The following is a 14,935-nucleotide window of genomic DNA, read 5'->3' on the forward strand; positions in this document are numbered from 1 at the left end:
GCGCGCGCAGGGCCCAGGCGAGACTTCCGTAAAAGGAGCAGCCCATGGCCCGTTACACGTCCGTCGCCCGCCTGTTGCACTGGATCATCGCGATCCTGATCCTGGTCAATCTGTGGCTGGGCTTTGCCCATGACAGCCTGCCCAAGGAGTGGAAGGTGATGCCGGTCCACAAGTCGATCGGCCTGACCGTATTGGCATTGACGATCCTGCGCATCGTCTGGCGGCTGGGACACAAGCCGCCGGCGCTGCCGGCCGCGATGCCGGGCTGGGAGAAGCTGGCCGCCAACCTCACCCATATCGCCTTCTACGCCTTCATGCTGATCGTGCCGCTATCCGGCTGGATCATGTCGTCGGCGGGCGAGCGGCCCTTGAACTGGTTCTTCCTGTTCGACGTGCCGAAATTCGGCGTGGCCAAGGGCGATGCGATCGTCGGCATATCGCACGAGGCGCATGAACTGATCCCCTGGCTGTGGAGCGCCCTCATCATCGTCCACATCCTGGCGGCGCTGCGCCATCATTTCATGCTGAAGGACGGGGTGCTGCGGCGGATGCTGTGATCTCCCTCTAACGTCATGCTGAACTTGTTTCAGCATCCATCAGGCCCGGCAGGCGGTTGGCCTGATGGGAGAAATGGACCCTGAAACAAGTTCAGGGTGACGATGATGGTTAAGCGACTATAGCTCGCCGGCCCCTAAACCATCTCGCCGGCGAGCAGGCGCGGGAGGGCGCCGGACTGGCCGCGGGCTTCGGCCATGAAGCGGTTCTTGAGCAGGCTGGTGCGCTGCACGGCGGCAAGGCCGGCGCGGCGGACCAGCGAGGGCAGCTTGCCGGGAATGTCGAACAGGCGGACCAGACCGTCCATCGCGACGCTGGTCATCATCGTGTCGAGACCGCGCCAGCGCTGATAGCGGGCGAGCAGCTGCGCATCGCCCGGATCGAGGCCGAGGCGCATGCCTTCGACCAAGACTTCGACCAGCGCCGCCACGTCGCGGAAGCCGAGATTGAGGCCCTGGCCCGCGATCGGGTGGATGGCATGGGCGCTGTCGCCGACCAGCGCGAGGCGGGTGTCGGTGATGCGCGCGGCATGGTGGAAGCCGAGCGGATAGGAGGAGCGCGGGCCGGCCAGGCTGATCTCGCCCAGGAAGCCGCCGATGCGCTTCTGCATTTCGGCGAGCCAGGCGCGTTCCGACAGCTTGAGCATCGCCGGCGCCTGATCGGTGGGCACGGTCCACACCACGGCCGAGCGGGTGCCCGGCAGCATCGGCAGCAGCGCGAGCGGGCCGCCGACATAGAAGATTTCATAGGCGGTGTTGGCGTGCGGCACTTCATGGTCGATCGCGGTGACCATGGCGGTGTGCTTATATTGCCATCGGGTGGTGTTGATGCCCGCCGCCTCGCGCGTGGGGCTGTTGCGCCCTTCCGCCGCGACCAGCAATGCGCCGTGGATCGTCGCGCCGTTCTGCAGCGTCAGGGTGACGCCATCGGCATTGCGATCGACATGGACGGCACGATCGGGCTGGAAGATGGTGAGGTTTTCGACCTCGGCCGCGGTCTGTGCCAGTGCGACGCGCAGGTCGCGATTGGGGAACATCGTCCCCATCACGCCATCATCCGCGTCCGGCACGAAGTCGAGCGCGCCCGGATCCAGCCCGTCGCTGACCCAGATGCGGTCGATCGGGCAGCCCTTGCCTTCCAGATGTTTGCCGACACCGATCGCCTGGAGCATCGCGAAGCTGGTCGAGCTGATCGCCGAGACACGGCCATCGAAACCGGCGGCCGTGGCCTGCACGGGGTCGGCCGGATCGATCACGGCGCATTGCACGCCATGGCGCGAAAGAGCGATACCAAGGGTGAGGCCAACCAGGCCGCCACCCAAAATCACGACATCGAAGCGTTCCATGGAGGCGTATCTAGGCGCTTGGGAACGGATTGGGAAGCGACCTGGATCAAATCGCATATGCTCCTGCGAAAGCAGGAGCCTAGTTGATAGGCCGGAACTGGGCTCCTGCTTTCGCAGGAGCACGCAGCCTCAAATCTTACAGCGTGCGGACCCAGCCGGCCGGATCGGCCACGCTGCCGCGCTGGATGCCGGTCAGTTCGGCGCGCAGGCTTTCGGTGACCAGGCCGCCATCGCCATTGCCGACGGTGAAATCGCCGTCGGTGCTCTTGACCGTGCCAATCGCCGTGACGACCGCAGCGGTGCCGCAGGCGAATGCCTCGCGCAGCTTGCCGCTGGCGGCGTCGGCACGCCATTGGGCGAAGCTGTAGGGCTCCTCGCGGACCTCATGCCCCTTGGCGCGGGCGAGGCTGATGATCGAGTTGCGGGTGATGCCGGGCAGGATGGTGCCGGTCAGCGGCGGGGTAACGATCGAACCGTCATCCATCACGAAGAAGACGTTCATGCCGCCCAGTTCCTCGACCCACTTGTTCTCGGCGGCGTCGAGGAAGACGACCTGGTCGCAACCATGCTTGATCGCTTCCTTCTGCGCGACCAGCGACGCGGCATAATTGCCGCCGCACTTGGCCGCACCGGTGCCGCCGCGCGCGGCGCGGGTATAATGTTCCGACACCCACAGGGTCACGGCCTTCTTGCCGCCCTTGAAGTAAGCGCCGGCGGGCGAGGCGATGACGCAGAAAATATATTCGTTCGACGGGCGCACACCCAGGAAGGCTTCGCTGGCGAACAGGAAGGGGCGCAGATAGAGGCTGCCCTCACCCGACGGGATCCAGTCCGCGTCAATCTTCACCAGCTGCTCGACCGCTTCGAGGAACAGGTCTTCCGGGATCGCCGGCATCGCCATGCGTTCAGCGGACTCGGCGAAGCGACGGGCATTTTCCTCCGGCCGGAACATGGCGACGCTGCCGTCGGCCAGGCGATAGGCCTTCATCCCTTCGAAGATTTCCTGGGCATAATGGAGCACGGCGCAGGCCGGATCGAGCTGGAACGGCTCGCGCGGACCGACGGCGTGGCTGTGCCAGCCCTGCCCCTCGGTATAGCGGATGGTGACCATATGGTCGGTGAAGAGCCGGCCGAAGCCCGGATCCTCCAGAAGTACCGCGCGCGCGTCCGCCGCCACAGCCTTGCTGCTGGGGGTAACGGTAAAGCGCGACTTCTGTTCGACGTCCATGGTGAGTCTCCTTATGCGTTGGACGGGGGCGCCTATGTCACATCCGGCCCCGCGAAACAATTGGTCATATATACTGACCAATTTTGGAATAAAGAGCCAAGGCGCTGTCGCTGGCCTCTTCCCGTCCCAGCGCGCGCCCTGTATCGCATGCGCCATGCACTTCTTTTCGGACAACGCCACCCCGATCTGCCCCCAGGTGATGGCCGCCATCGCTGGCGCGGACCATGCCGACCATGGCTATGACGGCGACGCGTGGAGCGCGCGACTGGACGGCGCCTTTTCCGACCTGTTCGAAACACCGGTGAAGGCACAATGGATCGCCACCGGCACGGCGGCCAACAGCATCGCGCTCGCCTGCCTGTGCCCGCCCTATGGCGGGGTGATCTGTCATGAGGAAGCGCATATCGTCGTCGACGAATGCGGCGCGCCGGGCTTCTACACCCATGGCGCCAGCCTGATGGCGCTGCCCGGTGTCGGCGCTAAGCTGTTGCCCGATGTCGTGAAGGCAAGGCTCAAGGCGATCCGCCCCGACGTGCATCAGGTGCCGGCACGGACGATCAGCATCACCAATGCGACCGAATATGGCATGGTCTATACGCCGGACGAGGTCGCAGCGCTGGGCGAGATCGCCAAGGCCCATGGGCTGGGCTTCCACATGGACGGCGCGCGCTTCGCCAATGCGGTGGCGCATCTGGGCTGCGCGCCGGCCGACGTCACCTGGCGCGCGGGGATCGACATCCTCTCCTTCGGCTGCGTCAAGAATGGCGGCATGGTGGGCGAGGCGCTGATCTTCTTCGGCCGTGAGCGTGAGGCGCGGGCTGCGGAAGCGGCGCGCTGGCGCAAGCGGGCGGGCCATCTCTTTTCCAAGGGGCGCTATCTGGCCGCGCAGATATTGGCGATGGTCGAGGACGGGCTGTGGCTGGACAATGCCCGCGCCGCCAATGGTGCGGCGCAGGCGCTGGCGCAGGCAGCGGCCGGACGGCTGATGCATCCGGTGGAAGCCAATGAGCTGTTTGTCTGGCTGACCCCGGCGGAAGCGGCGACGCTGCGCGCGCAGGGCTTCGATTTCTATGACTGGGGCGAAGGCGCGGCGCGGCTGGTGACCAACTGGTCGCAGGATGCGCAGAGCGTCGCGCCGCTGGCCGCCGCGATCCGGGCCTTGGGGCATCATGACGCCTGACGACAGGGCGCGGCGCGGGATGGAGCGGGGCGGGATGGAGCGGGGCGGCATCGCCCTGCCCTTCATCCTCGTCACGCTGATCTGGAGTTCGACCTGGATCGTGATCCGCGACCAGCTGGGCAGCGTGCCCGCCAGCTGGTCGGTCTGCTATCGCTTCCTGCTGGCGGGGCTTGCCATGGCCGCGTTCGCGCGGATGCGCGGCGTATCGCTCAACATCGGGCGGGGCGGCCTGGTCTTTGCCGCGCTGCTGGGCACGGCGCAGTTCGTGCTCAATTTCAACTTTGTCTATCGCGCCGAAGTCTATCTGACGTCCGGCGTGGTGGCGGTGGTCTATGCGATGCTGCTGATCCCCAACAGCATCCTGGCCTGGATCTTCCATCGCCAGCCGGTCAGCCGGGCCTTCATCGGCGGATCGGTGATCGCGACGGCGGGCATCGCCATGATGCTGGTGCATGAATATCGCTTTGCCGGAATCGGCCCGGACAAGGTGGTGCTGGGCGCGGCCTTTGCCTGTGCCGGGCTGATGAGCGCTTCGACCGCCAATGTGATGCAGGGCATGGACATCGCCCGCCGCCTGCCAATGATCGCGGTGCTGGCCTGGGCAATGCTGATCGGCGCCGGGATCGACGCCGCCTTTGCCTGGATCACCACCGGGCCGCCGGTGATCGAGCCGCGGATCGGCTATCTGCTGGGCATAGGATGGCTGGCACTGGCGGGATCGGTCGTCACCTTCCCGCTCTATTTCGGGCTGATCCAGCGCATGGGCGCGGGTCGGGCCGCCTATACCAGCGTGCTGATCCCGGTGATCGCAATGCTGATCTCCACGGTGATGGAGGGCTATCGCTGGAGCGGGCTGGCGGTGCCGGGCGCGCTGCTGGCGATCGCCGGCATGGTGATCGCGCTGCGGGCGAAAACTAGAGCCTGACGCCGCCGGGCTGGTAGCGTAGCTTGGCCATGTTGAGGCGGGCGATCAGGCTGCTGAGCGATTCCGGTGCGGGGGCCGCGCGATCAGGCACGGACATGGCGTTGATGCGGTCACCGAGCGTGGAAACAGTCTTGTCGATGCTGGTCATGACACACCCTTGTTGATGCGGTAATCCCGCTTTCGGCGCACGCTGGTTAACGGGGCGTAAACCATGCGACGAACCGATCAGCAAGGCTGATTTTCTTCCACAAGACAGGCCCTTAGACCTTCGACATGGGTGGGGTAAAGAGGTTTCCAATCAAGCAGCCGACGCGCCCGGCCATTGGCGACGCGGCGGTTTTCGGCATAGAAGGCCAGCGCCTGGGGCGACAGGTCCGCCTGTTCCAGCGACAGCAGCGGCGGCAGCGGCTGGCCCAGCAGTTCGCAGGCGGTGGCGATCACATCATTCTGGGCGCAGGGGCTGCCGTCGGCCAGATTATAGGCACCGGGCGGGCCGTCAAAGGCGGCGATGATGCCGCCGACGATATCGTCGACATGGACCCGGCTGAACACCTGTCCGGGCAGGGCGACGCGGTGCGCCTTGCCGGCCCGGACGCGATCGAGCGCCGAGCGGCCGGGACCATAGATGCCGGGCAGGCGGAAGCGACGGACATCGGGCCGCAAGGCGCCCCAGTCGAGATCGGCGCGGGCGCGGGCGGTGCGGCGCCCCTGCCCTACGGGGCTTGCCTCGTCGACCCAGGCGCCGGCCGCATCGCCATAGACACCGGTCGAGGAGAGATAGCCGACCCAGAGCGCCGGCGCGGCGGCGATCGCGGCGCCATAACGGGTGAGGACGGGGTCATCCTCGCCCTTGGGCGGGACGGAGGAGAGGATATGGGTGGCGCCGGCGATGGCCGCGCGAACGGCCGGTTCATCATCGAAGGCGATCGCCTGGGCATCGGCGCTGCGGCGGACGCCGGTGACCTGCCAACCCTCGGCCCGCAGTCGGGCGGCGAGGCGGGAGGCGCTATAGCCCATGCCGAGGATCAGCATGTGCAGCATCGGCGCCCTCCCCTTAAGCCGGTATCAGACCGTGAAGCTCTCGCCGCAGCCGCAGCTGCCCTTGGCATTGGGATTGGCGAAGACGAAGCCGGCGGTGAAATCATCCTCGACCCAGTTCATGGTCGAACCGATGAGATAGAGGACCGAGGCGCCGTCGATATAGAGGACGCCACCGGGAGTCTCGATCTTCTCGTCGAACTTGGCTTCTTCGGTGACATAGTCGACCGAATAGGCAAGGCCCGAGCAGCCGCGCTTGGGGGTCGAGAGCTTGACCCCGATCGCGCCTTCGGGCGCCTGCGCCATCAATTCGGCGATGCGGCCTTCGGCGCTGGGCGTCAGCATGACGGCGGCGGGGCGGGCACGAGTCTTGGTGGTCGTCTCGGTCATCAGAGCATTCCCAGTTCGAGCTTGGCTTCGTCTGACATCTTGCCCGGATCCCATGGCGGATCCCAGACGAGGTTCACCTCGACATCGCCGACGCCGGGCACCGCGCCGACGCGCAGCTCGACTTCGCCGGGCATGGATTCGGCGACCGGGCAATGCGGCGTGGTCAGCGTCATGGTGACGACGGCATGGCCGTCGCTGGTGACGTCGACGCCGTAGATGAGGCCGAGGTCATAGATGTTGACCGGGATTTCGGGGTCGAAGATTTCCTTCAGCGCATCGATGATGCCGTCATAGAGATCGCCACCCGGTTCGCCCGCCGCGACTTCGCTGGGCTTCTGCGCCAGGAAACCGTCGAGATAGTCGCGCTGGCGCGGAGCGGCCTCCGCCTCTTCCACGCGCGCCTTGGGCGGGGTTTCCACCGCGTCGACTTCTTCCACCATGAACTTCTTTTCCTCGGTCATCCGAAGATCTTCCTTACCCGTTCGATACCCTTGACCAGCGCATCCACGTCGCTGTCGTCGCTGTAGATGCCGAAACTGGCCCGTGCGGTCGCCTCGACGCCCAGATGCCGCATCAGCGGCTGGGCGCAATGATGGCCGGCGCGGATCGCGACACCCGTTTCGTCCAATATGGTGCCGACATCGTGCGGATGCACCCCCTCCACCTCGAAAGAAAGGATGCCGGCCGAATCTTCCGGGCCAAAGACGCGCACGCTGTTGATCTGGCTGATCGCGGTGCGGGCCTTGGCCACCATGGCGCATTCATGGGCGTGGATGGCGTCGAGGCCGATGCCTTGCACATAGTCGATCGCGGCCGACAGGCCGACGACGCCGACGATATGCGGCGTGCCCGCCTCGAACCGGGTCGGCGCGGGGGCATAGGTGGTCTTTTCGAACGTCACCTTGTCGATCATCGACCCACCGCCCTGATAGGGGGGCATGGCGTCCAGCAGTTCCTTGCGCCCCCACAGCACGCCGATGCCCGTCGGGCCATAGAGCTTGTGCGCGGAGAAGACGTAGAAATCGCAGTCGAGCGCCTGCACATCGACGGCGAGGCGGGGGACCGCCTGGCAGCCGTCGATCAGAATCTTGGCGCCGACCATATGGGCGACATCGGCGGCGCGGCGGCAATCGAGCACGCTGCCGAGCACATTCGACACATGGGCAAGCGCGACCATGCGGTGCTGCGGCGTGATCATCGCGCGCATCGCGTCGAGATCGATCCGGCCATCCTGCGTCAGCGGCACCACGTCGATCTGGGCGCCGACCTTTTCGGCGACGATCTGCCAGGGGACGATATTGCTGTGATGTTCGAGGGTCGACAGCAGGATGCGGTCGCCGGCCTTCAACTGCGTTCCGGCCCAGCACTGGGCGACCAGGTTGATGCCCTCGGTCGCGCCACGGACATAGACGATCTCGCTGTCCGACGCGGCGCCGATGAAGCCGGCAACCTTGCGCCGTGCAGCCTCATAGGCGAGCGTCATATTGGCCGAGCGTTCATAGACGCCGCGATGCACGGTGGCATAGTCCGGGCCATAGGCACGGGCGATCGCGTCGATCACCGCGGTCGGCTTCTGCGCGGTGGCGGCACTGTCGAGATAATGCCAGTCGCCGACACCGGGGAAATCGTCCCGCAGGCGCAGGCCTTGGGCGAGATCGGTCATACCAGCGTCCCCAGCTTGGCGAGCGCCGCCGCCTCGAACCGCTCGCGCAGATCGTCCTGCGCGACATCGTCGAACACGCCGGCGACGAAGGCCTTGAGCAGCAACGTCTTGGCGGTGGCCGGGTCCATGCCGCGCGAGGCCATGTAGAAGAGCGCCTGCTTGTCCAGCTCGCCGACCGTGGCGCCATGGGCGCATTTCACGTCGTCGGCGTAGATTTCCAGTTCCGGCTTGGCGTTGGCCGTGGCGGTGCGGTCGAGCAGCATCGCCTTGATCGACTGGAAAGCGTCGGTGCGCTGGGCATCGCGGGCGACATTGATGCTGCCGAGATAATTGCCGGTGGCATGGCTACCCAGGATCGAGCGGACGGTCTGGCCGCTGGTCGCGTCGGGTTGGGCATGGGTGACGCTGGTGATGATCTCCAGCGTCTGCTCGCCACCGCCGATGATCGCGCCGTTCAGTTCGAAATGGCTGCCCTTGCCGAGCGTGACAGCGAAAGTGACACGTCCAAGCTTGCCGCCGATGTTGAGCAGATGGAAATCGAACCGGGCACCGTCCGCGATATCAATGACATAGTCATGCACCGCGGTCGCGCCATCGGCCGCATCCTGCAACAGATGATCATGCGCGCTTTCGCCCTCCGCCACCGTGATCCGGGTCGCGGCCGGCACCGGCCAGACGGCGGCGAGTGCGTCAAGATCGCTGTAACGCCAGGCTTCATCCTTGCGCGTGGGGAGAGCGAGGAGGGTCACGCCGCGATCACCTCGGAATAGCCTTCGCTTTCCAGCTGCAGCGCCAGTTCGGGGCCGCCCGACTTGACGATCCGGCCGGCGGCCAGGACGTGGACGAAATCCGGCTTCACATAGTCGAGCAGGCGCTGATAATGGGTGATCAACAGCACGGCCTTGTCGGGCTTGCGCATGATCGCATTGATGCCCGCGCCAACGGTCTTGAGCGCGTCGATGTCGAGGCCCGAGTCGGTTTCGTCGAGGATCGCCAGCTTGGGATCGAGGATGCCCATCTGCACCATTTCGGCGCGCTTCTTTTCGCCACCCGAAAAGCCGACATTCACCGGACGCTTGAGCATTTCCATGTCGAGGCCGAGCAGGCCGGCCTTTTCCTTGGCCAGCTTGATGAACTCGCCACCGTTCAGTTCCTTCTCGCCGCGCGCGCGGCGCTGCGAATTGAGGCTTTCGCGCAGGAACTGCAGGTTGGAGACGCCGGGGATTTCGACCGGATACTGGAAACCCAGGAACAGGCCAGCAGCAGCGCGTTCATGCGGGTCTTTTTCGAACAGGTCTTCGCCTTCGAAGGTCGCGGTGCCACCGGTCACTTCATAGTTCGGACGGCCGCCCAGCGTATAGGCGAGCGTCGACTTGCCGGCGCCGTTCGGCCCCATGATCGCGTGGATTTCGCCCGCGTTGATCTGGAGCGACAGGCCCTTCAGGATCGCCTTGCCGTCGATTTCGTTGGTGAGATTGTCGATCGTCAGCATCTGTCTTTAGTCCTTGTGCGCGCGCTGGAGCGTCCGCGCGGTCCAGAAGGCCATGTCGCGCACATCGCCCGGCGCGGGGAAAAGCGTGTCGATATGGCGCTTGATCGGCATATAGGGCCACCAGTCGGCGTCCGGCTCGGGCGCGCCCTTTTCCAGCAGCGCGACGACGAATTCGCTGACCGGGCCCATGCGGGCGAGGTTGGGCGCCTTCGCCTTGTGGAAGGCCTTGTCGGTGCGCAGCTTCTCGGTCATGGCGACATCGCCCTTTTCCAGCGCATCGCGGCATTCGGCCTGATAGGCGTCGAGATCGCCGAAATCCTTGGCGGCGCGGGCGGTAAGCTCGCCCTCTTCCAGCTCATAATCCTCGGTCAGGATGCGGATCGCGGCGGTCCATGCCTGGCCATTGCCGACATCCTCCGCGAAATCGGCGAGGGCATCCTGGATATCGTCTTCGTCGCTCAATTTTCCGTCCTTCAAAATCTCAAATTTGCTGTTCAGCTTGCCGCGTTTCCGAAAAGATCCGCACAAACCATCACCAGACTGGCCGCTACAACCAATAGGCCAGCGCCATAAATCATCATGAAAAGCCAAAAGGCCGCAGGTCGTTCAGATTTAACGAAATTGCCATACCAAGTTTCGACCAGCCCAGTTTTCCAACCTTTGCAGAAAAACCATCCAATCATCGGCCCGGCAATCATCACAGCAAGCAACAAAGTTATGTCACTCACAATGGCTGCATTTCGCGTCACCCCACGCTGCCTTCCAGGCTGATGCCGAGCAGCTTCTGCGCTTCCACCGCGAATTCCATCGGCAGTTGCTGCAGCACTTCCTTGGCGAAGCCGTTGACGATCAGGCTGACCGCGCTTTCCTGATCCAGGCCGCGCTGCATCGCGTAGAAAAGCTGGTCGTCGCTGATCTTGCTGGTGGTCGCCTCATGCTCGATCTGGGCCGAGGGATTGCGCACCTCGATATAGGGCACGGTGTGGGCGCCGCACTGGTCGCCCAGCAGCAGGCTGTCGCACTGGGTGAAGTTGCGCACGCCCTCCGCGCCCGGCGCAACGCGGACGAGGCCGCGGTAGGTGTTGTTGGACCGGCCCGCCGAGATGCCCTTCGACACGATGGTCGAGCGGCTGCCCTTGCCATTGTGGATCATCTTGGTGCCGGTATCGGCCTGCTGCAGATTGTTGGTGAGCGCGACGGAGTAGAATTCGCCGACGCTATTCTCGCCGTTCAGCACGCAGGACGGATATTTCCAGGTAATGGCGGAGCCGGTTTCGACCTGGGTCCAAGACACCTTGGAGTTGCGACCCTGACAGAGCGCGCGCTTGGTCACGAAATTATAGATGCCGCCCTTGCCATTCTCGTCACCGGGATACCAGTTCTGGACGGTGCTGTACTTGATCTCCGCATCGTCGAGCGCGACCAGTTCCACGACCGCGGCGTGAAGCTGATTCTCATCGCGCATCGGCGCGGTGCAGCCTTCGAGATAGGAGACATAGGCGCCATCGTCCGCGACGATCAAAGTGCGCTCGAACTGGCCGGTATTTTCCGCATTGATGCGGAAATAGGTCGACAGCTCCATCGGGCAGCGAACGCCCTTGGGAATGTAGACGAAGGTGCCGTCGGAGAAGACCGCGCAGTTGAGGGTGGCGAAATAATTGTCGTGCATCGGCACGACCTTGCCCAGCCACTTCTTCACCAGGTCGGGGAATTCACGCACCGCTTCGCTGATCGAGCGGAAGATGACGCCCGCTTCCTCCAGCTCCTTGCGGAAGGTGGTGGCGACCGAGACCGAGTCGAACACGGCGTCGACCGCGATCTTGCGGCTGCCCTTCACGCCGGCGAGCATTTCCTGCTCGGCGATGGGGATGCCGAGCTTCTGATAGGTCGCCAGGATTTCCGGATCGACCTGATCCAGCGAATCCAGCTCCACCTTCTTCTTCGGCTCGGCGTAATAATAGGCGTCCTGGTAATCGATCGGCGGGACATTGAGCTTGGCCCAGTCCGGCGCTTCCATCTTCTGCCACATGGCGAAGGCCTTCAGGCGCCAGTCGAGCAGCCATTGCGGCTCGTTCTTTTTGGCCGAGATGAAGCGGACCGTATCCTCGTTCAGGCCCTTGGGCGCGAAATCCTGCTCGATGGCCGACGACCAGCCATGCTCATAGGTGGAGGCGCGCTCGGCGGCCTCCAGCGCTTCCTGATTACGGACGGTGCTCACTTCTTCGGTCATGCCATTTCTCGTGTCAGGCTGGCGATGGTCACGTTCGCGAGCGCTTCGCGGATCGCGTTGTTCGCCAGATTCATGTGCGGACGGATGCGGCAATCCTGTTCCAGATTGCAGTCATGCGCCCCCTGTTCGCTGCATGCGGTCATGGCGATGGGGCCTTCGACCGCCTCCACCACGTCCGCCAGGGTGATCGTCGCGGGCGGGCGCGACAGGCGCACGCCGCCACCAGTGCCCCGGCTCGATTCGAGCAGACCCGCCGCCGACAGCCGGCTCACCAGCTTCTGCGCGGTGGGCAGCGGGATGCCGGTTTCGGCGCTGAGCGTGGTCGCGTTCATCTTGACCGCACCGCAGTGGCGGGCGGCGGCAGACATCAGCACGACGGCATAATCGGCAAAGCTCGATAATTTCATGCGTGTTGCGAACCATTCTCAAATCGGATCGAATCAATCCGATTGGGCATGTGGTCCCACTCGCCCCCGGAATCAAGGCATTTTTGCTTGGATCGAAGGGTGATCAGCTCAGCCGGTTGAGCACCGCGACGTCGCCGCCCAGCGTGCGGCGGAGCAGGGTCAGCTGGACCACGGCGGTCGGCTCGGTCTGGAGCTGGTGCGGGGTCATGCCGATGAAATGCTTGATCTCGCGAATGAAATGCGACTGGTCGTAGAAGCTGCCATCGTCGCACAGCGCCTGCCAGCTTTCATGGTCGAGCGCGATCCGCGCGCTGCAGCGCAGGGCGCGATATTTGCGGGCGAGCAGCTTGGGCGGGGCGCCATAGAGTTTGTTGGTGATGCGGGCGAGCTGGCGCGGCGACAATTCGGTCATCTCGCTCAGCACCTCGATCCGGGGCGAGCCTTCGCCGATCAGCCAGCTGTCGATCGCCCGCAGGATCGCCCAGGTCGCTTCGGGCAACGGCTTGATCCGTTCGGCAAGGAAGGACCAGGTGAGCGCGGCCATGGCGTCGCCATCCTCCATGCGCTGCAACTGGGCGAGCAGGTCGAGAAAGCCGTCATCCCGCTCCGCCGCCAGATCGCACAGGCCATCAGCCAGCTTGTCGGCGTCGCCGCCATGCAGCGCCAGCCAGCCGGCCGGCAGCAGCGACACGCCCAGCAGCCGGGTCGGGGCATCCAGTTCGAAGCGGGTCGCGCCCTGCGTGGGGCCGATCAGGCCGACGGCGGGGGGCCGCTGCACCGATCCATCCTGGAAATGATAGCGCCCATCGCCCCGCAGCATCAGCCGCAACTGCGCGACATCGGCGCGGGTGACGTCGGCATAATGGTCGGCGGCCACGGAAAATATGTAGAGCGAGCCGAAATAGGGCCGGACCTTTTCCGGCGGGGTGAAATAGCGCAAGCGGACCGGGCCCTGTTCGGCATCCACCGAATAGGACAATGGCCCGCGATTATCCGGCACCACCCCCCGCGCCGCACTCAGCGGCAGATCCCAATGTTGCGGCCCCATAGTTTCACCCCAGTGGCGGCATTATGAGCGCGGCCAGCGACCGTGCAAGAGCCATGACGTCACCATGACGATTTTTCGCCACAGCGTTGCAACAAAAAAATGACCCGGCAGCTTTCACTGCCGGGTCAGGAAAAGGTCTCATCAGCCAAAATGGCCTAGAGCCTTCGGGTCGCAAGACGGCTTTAAGCCCGAATCGGTGGAAGATTATTGGACAGATCGGACATCTGACGACCGAAAAGGATCGCATTCATGACGTTTTCTGTCATGAAATGACGCAAGGGAATATGTTGTTGCAATAACGCAACACGACTCGACCTGCGCAGGCACCGCTGGCATAGCGCGGCCATGTCCTATCGCCTGATCCGTCCGCTCTTCTTCGCGCTCGATGCCGAGCGCGCCCATAATCTGTCGATCGCGCTGCTGCGGATGATGCCGACCCCGGCCCCGCTGAAGGCCGACCCGATGCTGGCGCAGACGGTGGCGGGCATCGCCTTTCCCAATCCGGTGGGCCTGGCGGCAGGCTATGACAAGGATGGCCGGGTCGCGCACAAGATGCATGGGCTGGGCTTCGGCTTTGCCGAACTGGGCACGCTGACCCCGCTGGCACAGCCGGGCAATCCCCAGCCGCGCCTGTTCCGGCTGGTCGAGGACAAGGCGGTCATCAACCGCTTCGGCTTCAACAATGGCGGCCAGGGCGCCGCCGCCGACCGCATCGCCCGCTATCGCCGGCCGGTGGGTGACGGGCCGGTGATCGGCATCAATATCGGCGCGAACAAGGAAGCGACGGCGGCCGGGCGCGCCAATGCCGATTATGCCACCGGCGTTACCTGCATGGCGCCGCTGGCCGATTATCTGACCGTCAATATCTCCTCGCCCAACACGCCGGGGCTGCGCGCGCTGCAGGGCCGGGCGGCGCTGGACGATCTGCTGGGCGCGGTGATGGCGGCACGGCCAGCCGGCGGCCCGCCGATCTTCCTGAAGGTGGCACCCGACCTGGAGCCGGCCGATATCGAGGATATTGCCGCCGCCTGCATCGACCACCGGATCGACGCGCTGATCGTGTCCAACACCACCATCACCCGCCCGGCGCTGCAATCGCCCCATGCGGGCGAGACCGGCGGCCTGTCGGGCGCGCCGCTGACCGACCTGTCGCTGGGCAAGCTGCGCGACTTCCGCCGGCTGCTGGGCGACCGGCTGCCGCTGATCGGCGTGGGTGGCATCGCCAATGCGGAGCAGGCCTATGCCCGCATCCGTGCCGGCGCCTCGCTGGTGCAGGTCTATAGCGCGCTGGTCTATGAAGGCCCCTATCTCGCCAGGCGGATCAATGATGGCCTCAAGGTCCTGATGGCGCGCGATGGCGTGCGGCATATCGGCGAGGTGGTGGGGATCGACGCCTGATCCGTCCTTCCCGCACATGATCGAAACAAGACGGGT

Annotated in this window: 18 protein-coding genes; 4 read left to right on the forward strand and 14 right to left on the reverse strand. The window is 64.9% G+C overall.

The window, feature by feature from the left end:
• Nucleotides 1-44 precede the first annotated feature (44 nt).
• Complete coding sequence (locus AC13EK_RS14625) at nt 45-557, forward strand: cytochrome b (RefSeq protein WP_069338820.1); 513 nt, start codon at nt 45-47, stop codon at nt 555-557.
• A gap of 134 nt (nt 558-691) precedes the next feature.
• Here AC13EK_RS14625 and AC13EK_RS14630 read toward each other — a convergent pair whose 3' ends face one another.
• On the reverse strand, nt 692-1,900 hold the full coding sequence (locus AC13EK_RS14630; RefSeq protein WP_069338819.1) for a UbiH/UbiF/VisC/COQ6 family ubiquinone biosynthesis hydroxylase: 1,209 nt from the start codon (nt 1,898-1,900) through the stop codon (nt 692-694).
• Nucleotides 1,901-2,036: 136 nt separating this feature from the next.
• Nucleotides 2,037-3,128: a branched-chain amino acid aminotransferase gene (locus AC13EK_RS14635; RefSeq protein WP_069338818.1), complete on the reverse strand. Its 1,092-nt coding sequence runs from the start codon at nt 3,126-3,128 to the stop codon at nt 2,037-2,039.
• A 154-nt stretch (nt 3,129-3,282) separates the two neighbouring features.
• On the opposite strand from AC13EK_RS14635, the gene AC13EK_RS14640 reads away from it, so the two are divergent.
• Both AC13EK_RS14640 and AC13EK_RS14645 read left to right on the forward strand, forming a co-directional pair.
• Nucleotides 3,283-4,308 carry a threonine aldolase family protein gene (locus tag AC13EK_RS14640; RefSeq protein WP_069338817.1) on the forward strand — a complete coding sequence of 342 codons (1,026 nt, stop codon included), beginning with the start codon at nt 3,283-3,285 and terminating at the stop codon, nt 4,306-4,308.
• Entirely contained in the window at nt 4,298-5,233 is a 936-nt protein-coding gene (locus AC13EK_RS14645; protein ID WP_234792515.1) for a DMT family transporter, read from the forward strand. The genes AC13EK_RS14640 and AC13EK_RS14645 overlap by 11 nt, the downstream gene beginning before the upstream one ends.
• Here the strand turns inward: AC13EK_RS14645 and AC13EK_RS14650 are convergent.
• The 12 genes from AC13EK_RS14650 to AC13EK_RS14705 all read right to left on the reverse strand — a co-directional run bounded on the left by AC13EK_RS14650 (nt 5,223) and on the right by AC13EK_RS14705 (nt 13,501).
• A complete protein-coding gene (locus tag AC13EK_RS14650) occupies nt 5,223-5,381 on the reverse strand; it encodes a hypothetical protein (protein ID WP_004209402.1) in 159 nt (52 codons plus the stop codon). The genes AC13EK_RS14645 and AC13EK_RS14650 overlap by 11 nt on opposite strands.
• Nucleotides 5,382-5,458: 77 nt before the next feature.
• Nucleotides 5,459-6,274, reverse strand: a complete 816-nt coding sequence (locus AC13EK_RS14655; RefSeq protein ID WP_069338815.1) for a Rossmann-fold NAD(P)-binding domain-containing protein — start codon at nt 6,272-6,274, stop codon at nt 5,459-5,461.
• A gap of 24 nt (nt 6,275-6,298) precedes the next feature.
• A complete protein-coding gene (locus AC13EK_RS14660) occupies nt 6,299-6,661 on the reverse strand; it encodes a HesB/IscA family protein (protein WP_017503694.1) in 363 nt (120 codons plus the stop codon).
• Entirely contained in the window at nt 6,661-7,122 is a 462-nt protein-coding gene (locus AC13EK_RS14665) for an SUF system Fe-S cluster assembly protein (protein ID WP_010335502.1), read from the reverse strand. The genes AC13EK_RS14660 and AC13EK_RS14665 overlap by 1 nt, the downstream gene beginning before the upstream one ends.
• A complete protein-coding gene (locus AC13EK_RS14670) occupies nt 7,119-8,324 on the reverse strand; it encodes an aminotransferase class V-fold PLP-dependent enzyme (protein ID WP_069338814.1) in 1,206 nt (401 codons plus the stop codon). Before AC13EK_RS14670 ends, AC13EK_RS14665 begins: the two co-directional genes overlap by 4 nt.
• Nucleotides 8,321-9,073, reverse strand: coding sequence for a SufD family Fe-S cluster assembly protein (locus tag AC13EK_RS14675; RefSeq protein WP_017500996.1), 753 nt, complete (start codon nt 9,071-9,073; stop codon nt 8,321-8,323). The genes AC13EK_RS14670 and AC13EK_RS14675 overlap by 4 nt, the downstream gene beginning before the upstream one ends.
• A complete protein-coding gene (gene sufC, locus AC13EK_RS14680; protein WP_069338813.1) occupies nt 9,070-9,816 on the reverse strand; it encodes a Fe-S cluster assembly ATPase SufC in 747 nt (248 codons plus the stop codon). The genes AC13EK_RS14675 and sufC overlap by 4 nt, the downstream gene beginning before the upstream one ends.
• 6 nt (nt 9,817-9,822) lie before the next feature.
• Nucleotides 9,823-10,278 carry a hypothetical protein gene (locus AC13EK_RS14685; RefSeq protein WP_069338824.1) on the reverse strand — a complete coding sequence of 152 codons (456 nt, stop codon included), beginning with the start codon at nt 10,276-10,278 and terminating at the stop codon, nt 9,823-9,825.
• 32 nt (nt 10,279-10,310) lie between these two features.
• The gene (locus AC13EK_RS14690; RefSeq protein WP_139150136.1) at nt 10,311-10,565 is read right to left on the reverse strand and encodes a hypothetical protein; all 255 of its coding nucleotides are present in this window, start codon (nt 10,563-10,565) and stop codon (nt 10,311-10,313) included.
• Nucleotides 10,562-12,046, reverse strand: coding sequence for a Fe-S cluster assembly protein SufB (sufB, locus tag AC13EK_RS14695; RefSeq protein ID WP_004209391.1), 1,485 nt, complete (start codon nt 12,044-12,046; stop codon nt 10,562-10,564). The genes AC13EK_RS14690 and sufB overlap by 4 nt, the downstream gene beginning before the upstream one ends.
• A complete protein-coding gene (locus tag AC13EK_RS14700; protein WP_069338812.1) occupies nt 12,043-12,453 on the reverse strand; it encodes an RrF2 family transcriptional regulator in 411 nt (136 codons plus the stop codon). Before AC13EK_RS14700 ends, sufB begins: the two co-directional genes overlap by 4 nt.
• A 103-nt stretch (nt 12,454-12,556) precedes the next feature.
• Nucleotides 12,557-13,501 (reverse strand): helix-turn-helix domain-containing protein, encoded by a 945-nt coding sequence (locus AC13EK_RS14705; protein WP_010339232.1) that lies wholly within the window; start codon nt 13,499-13,501, stop codon nt 12,557-12,559.
• Between the two features lie 345 nt (nt 13,502-13,846).
• On the opposite strand from AC13EK_RS14705, the gene AC13EK_RS14710 reads away from it, so the two are divergent.
• The gene (locus tag AC13EK_RS14710) at nt 13,847-14,899 is read left to right on the forward strand and encodes a quinone-dependent dihydroorotate dehydrogenase (RefSeq protein WP_069338811.1); all 1,053 of its coding nucleotides are present in this window, start codon (nt 13,847-13,849) and stop codon (nt 14,897-14,899) included.
• Nucleotides 14,900-14,935 lie beyond the last annotated feature (36 nt).

Source organism: Sphingobium sp. L-44 (assembly GCF_056859495.1).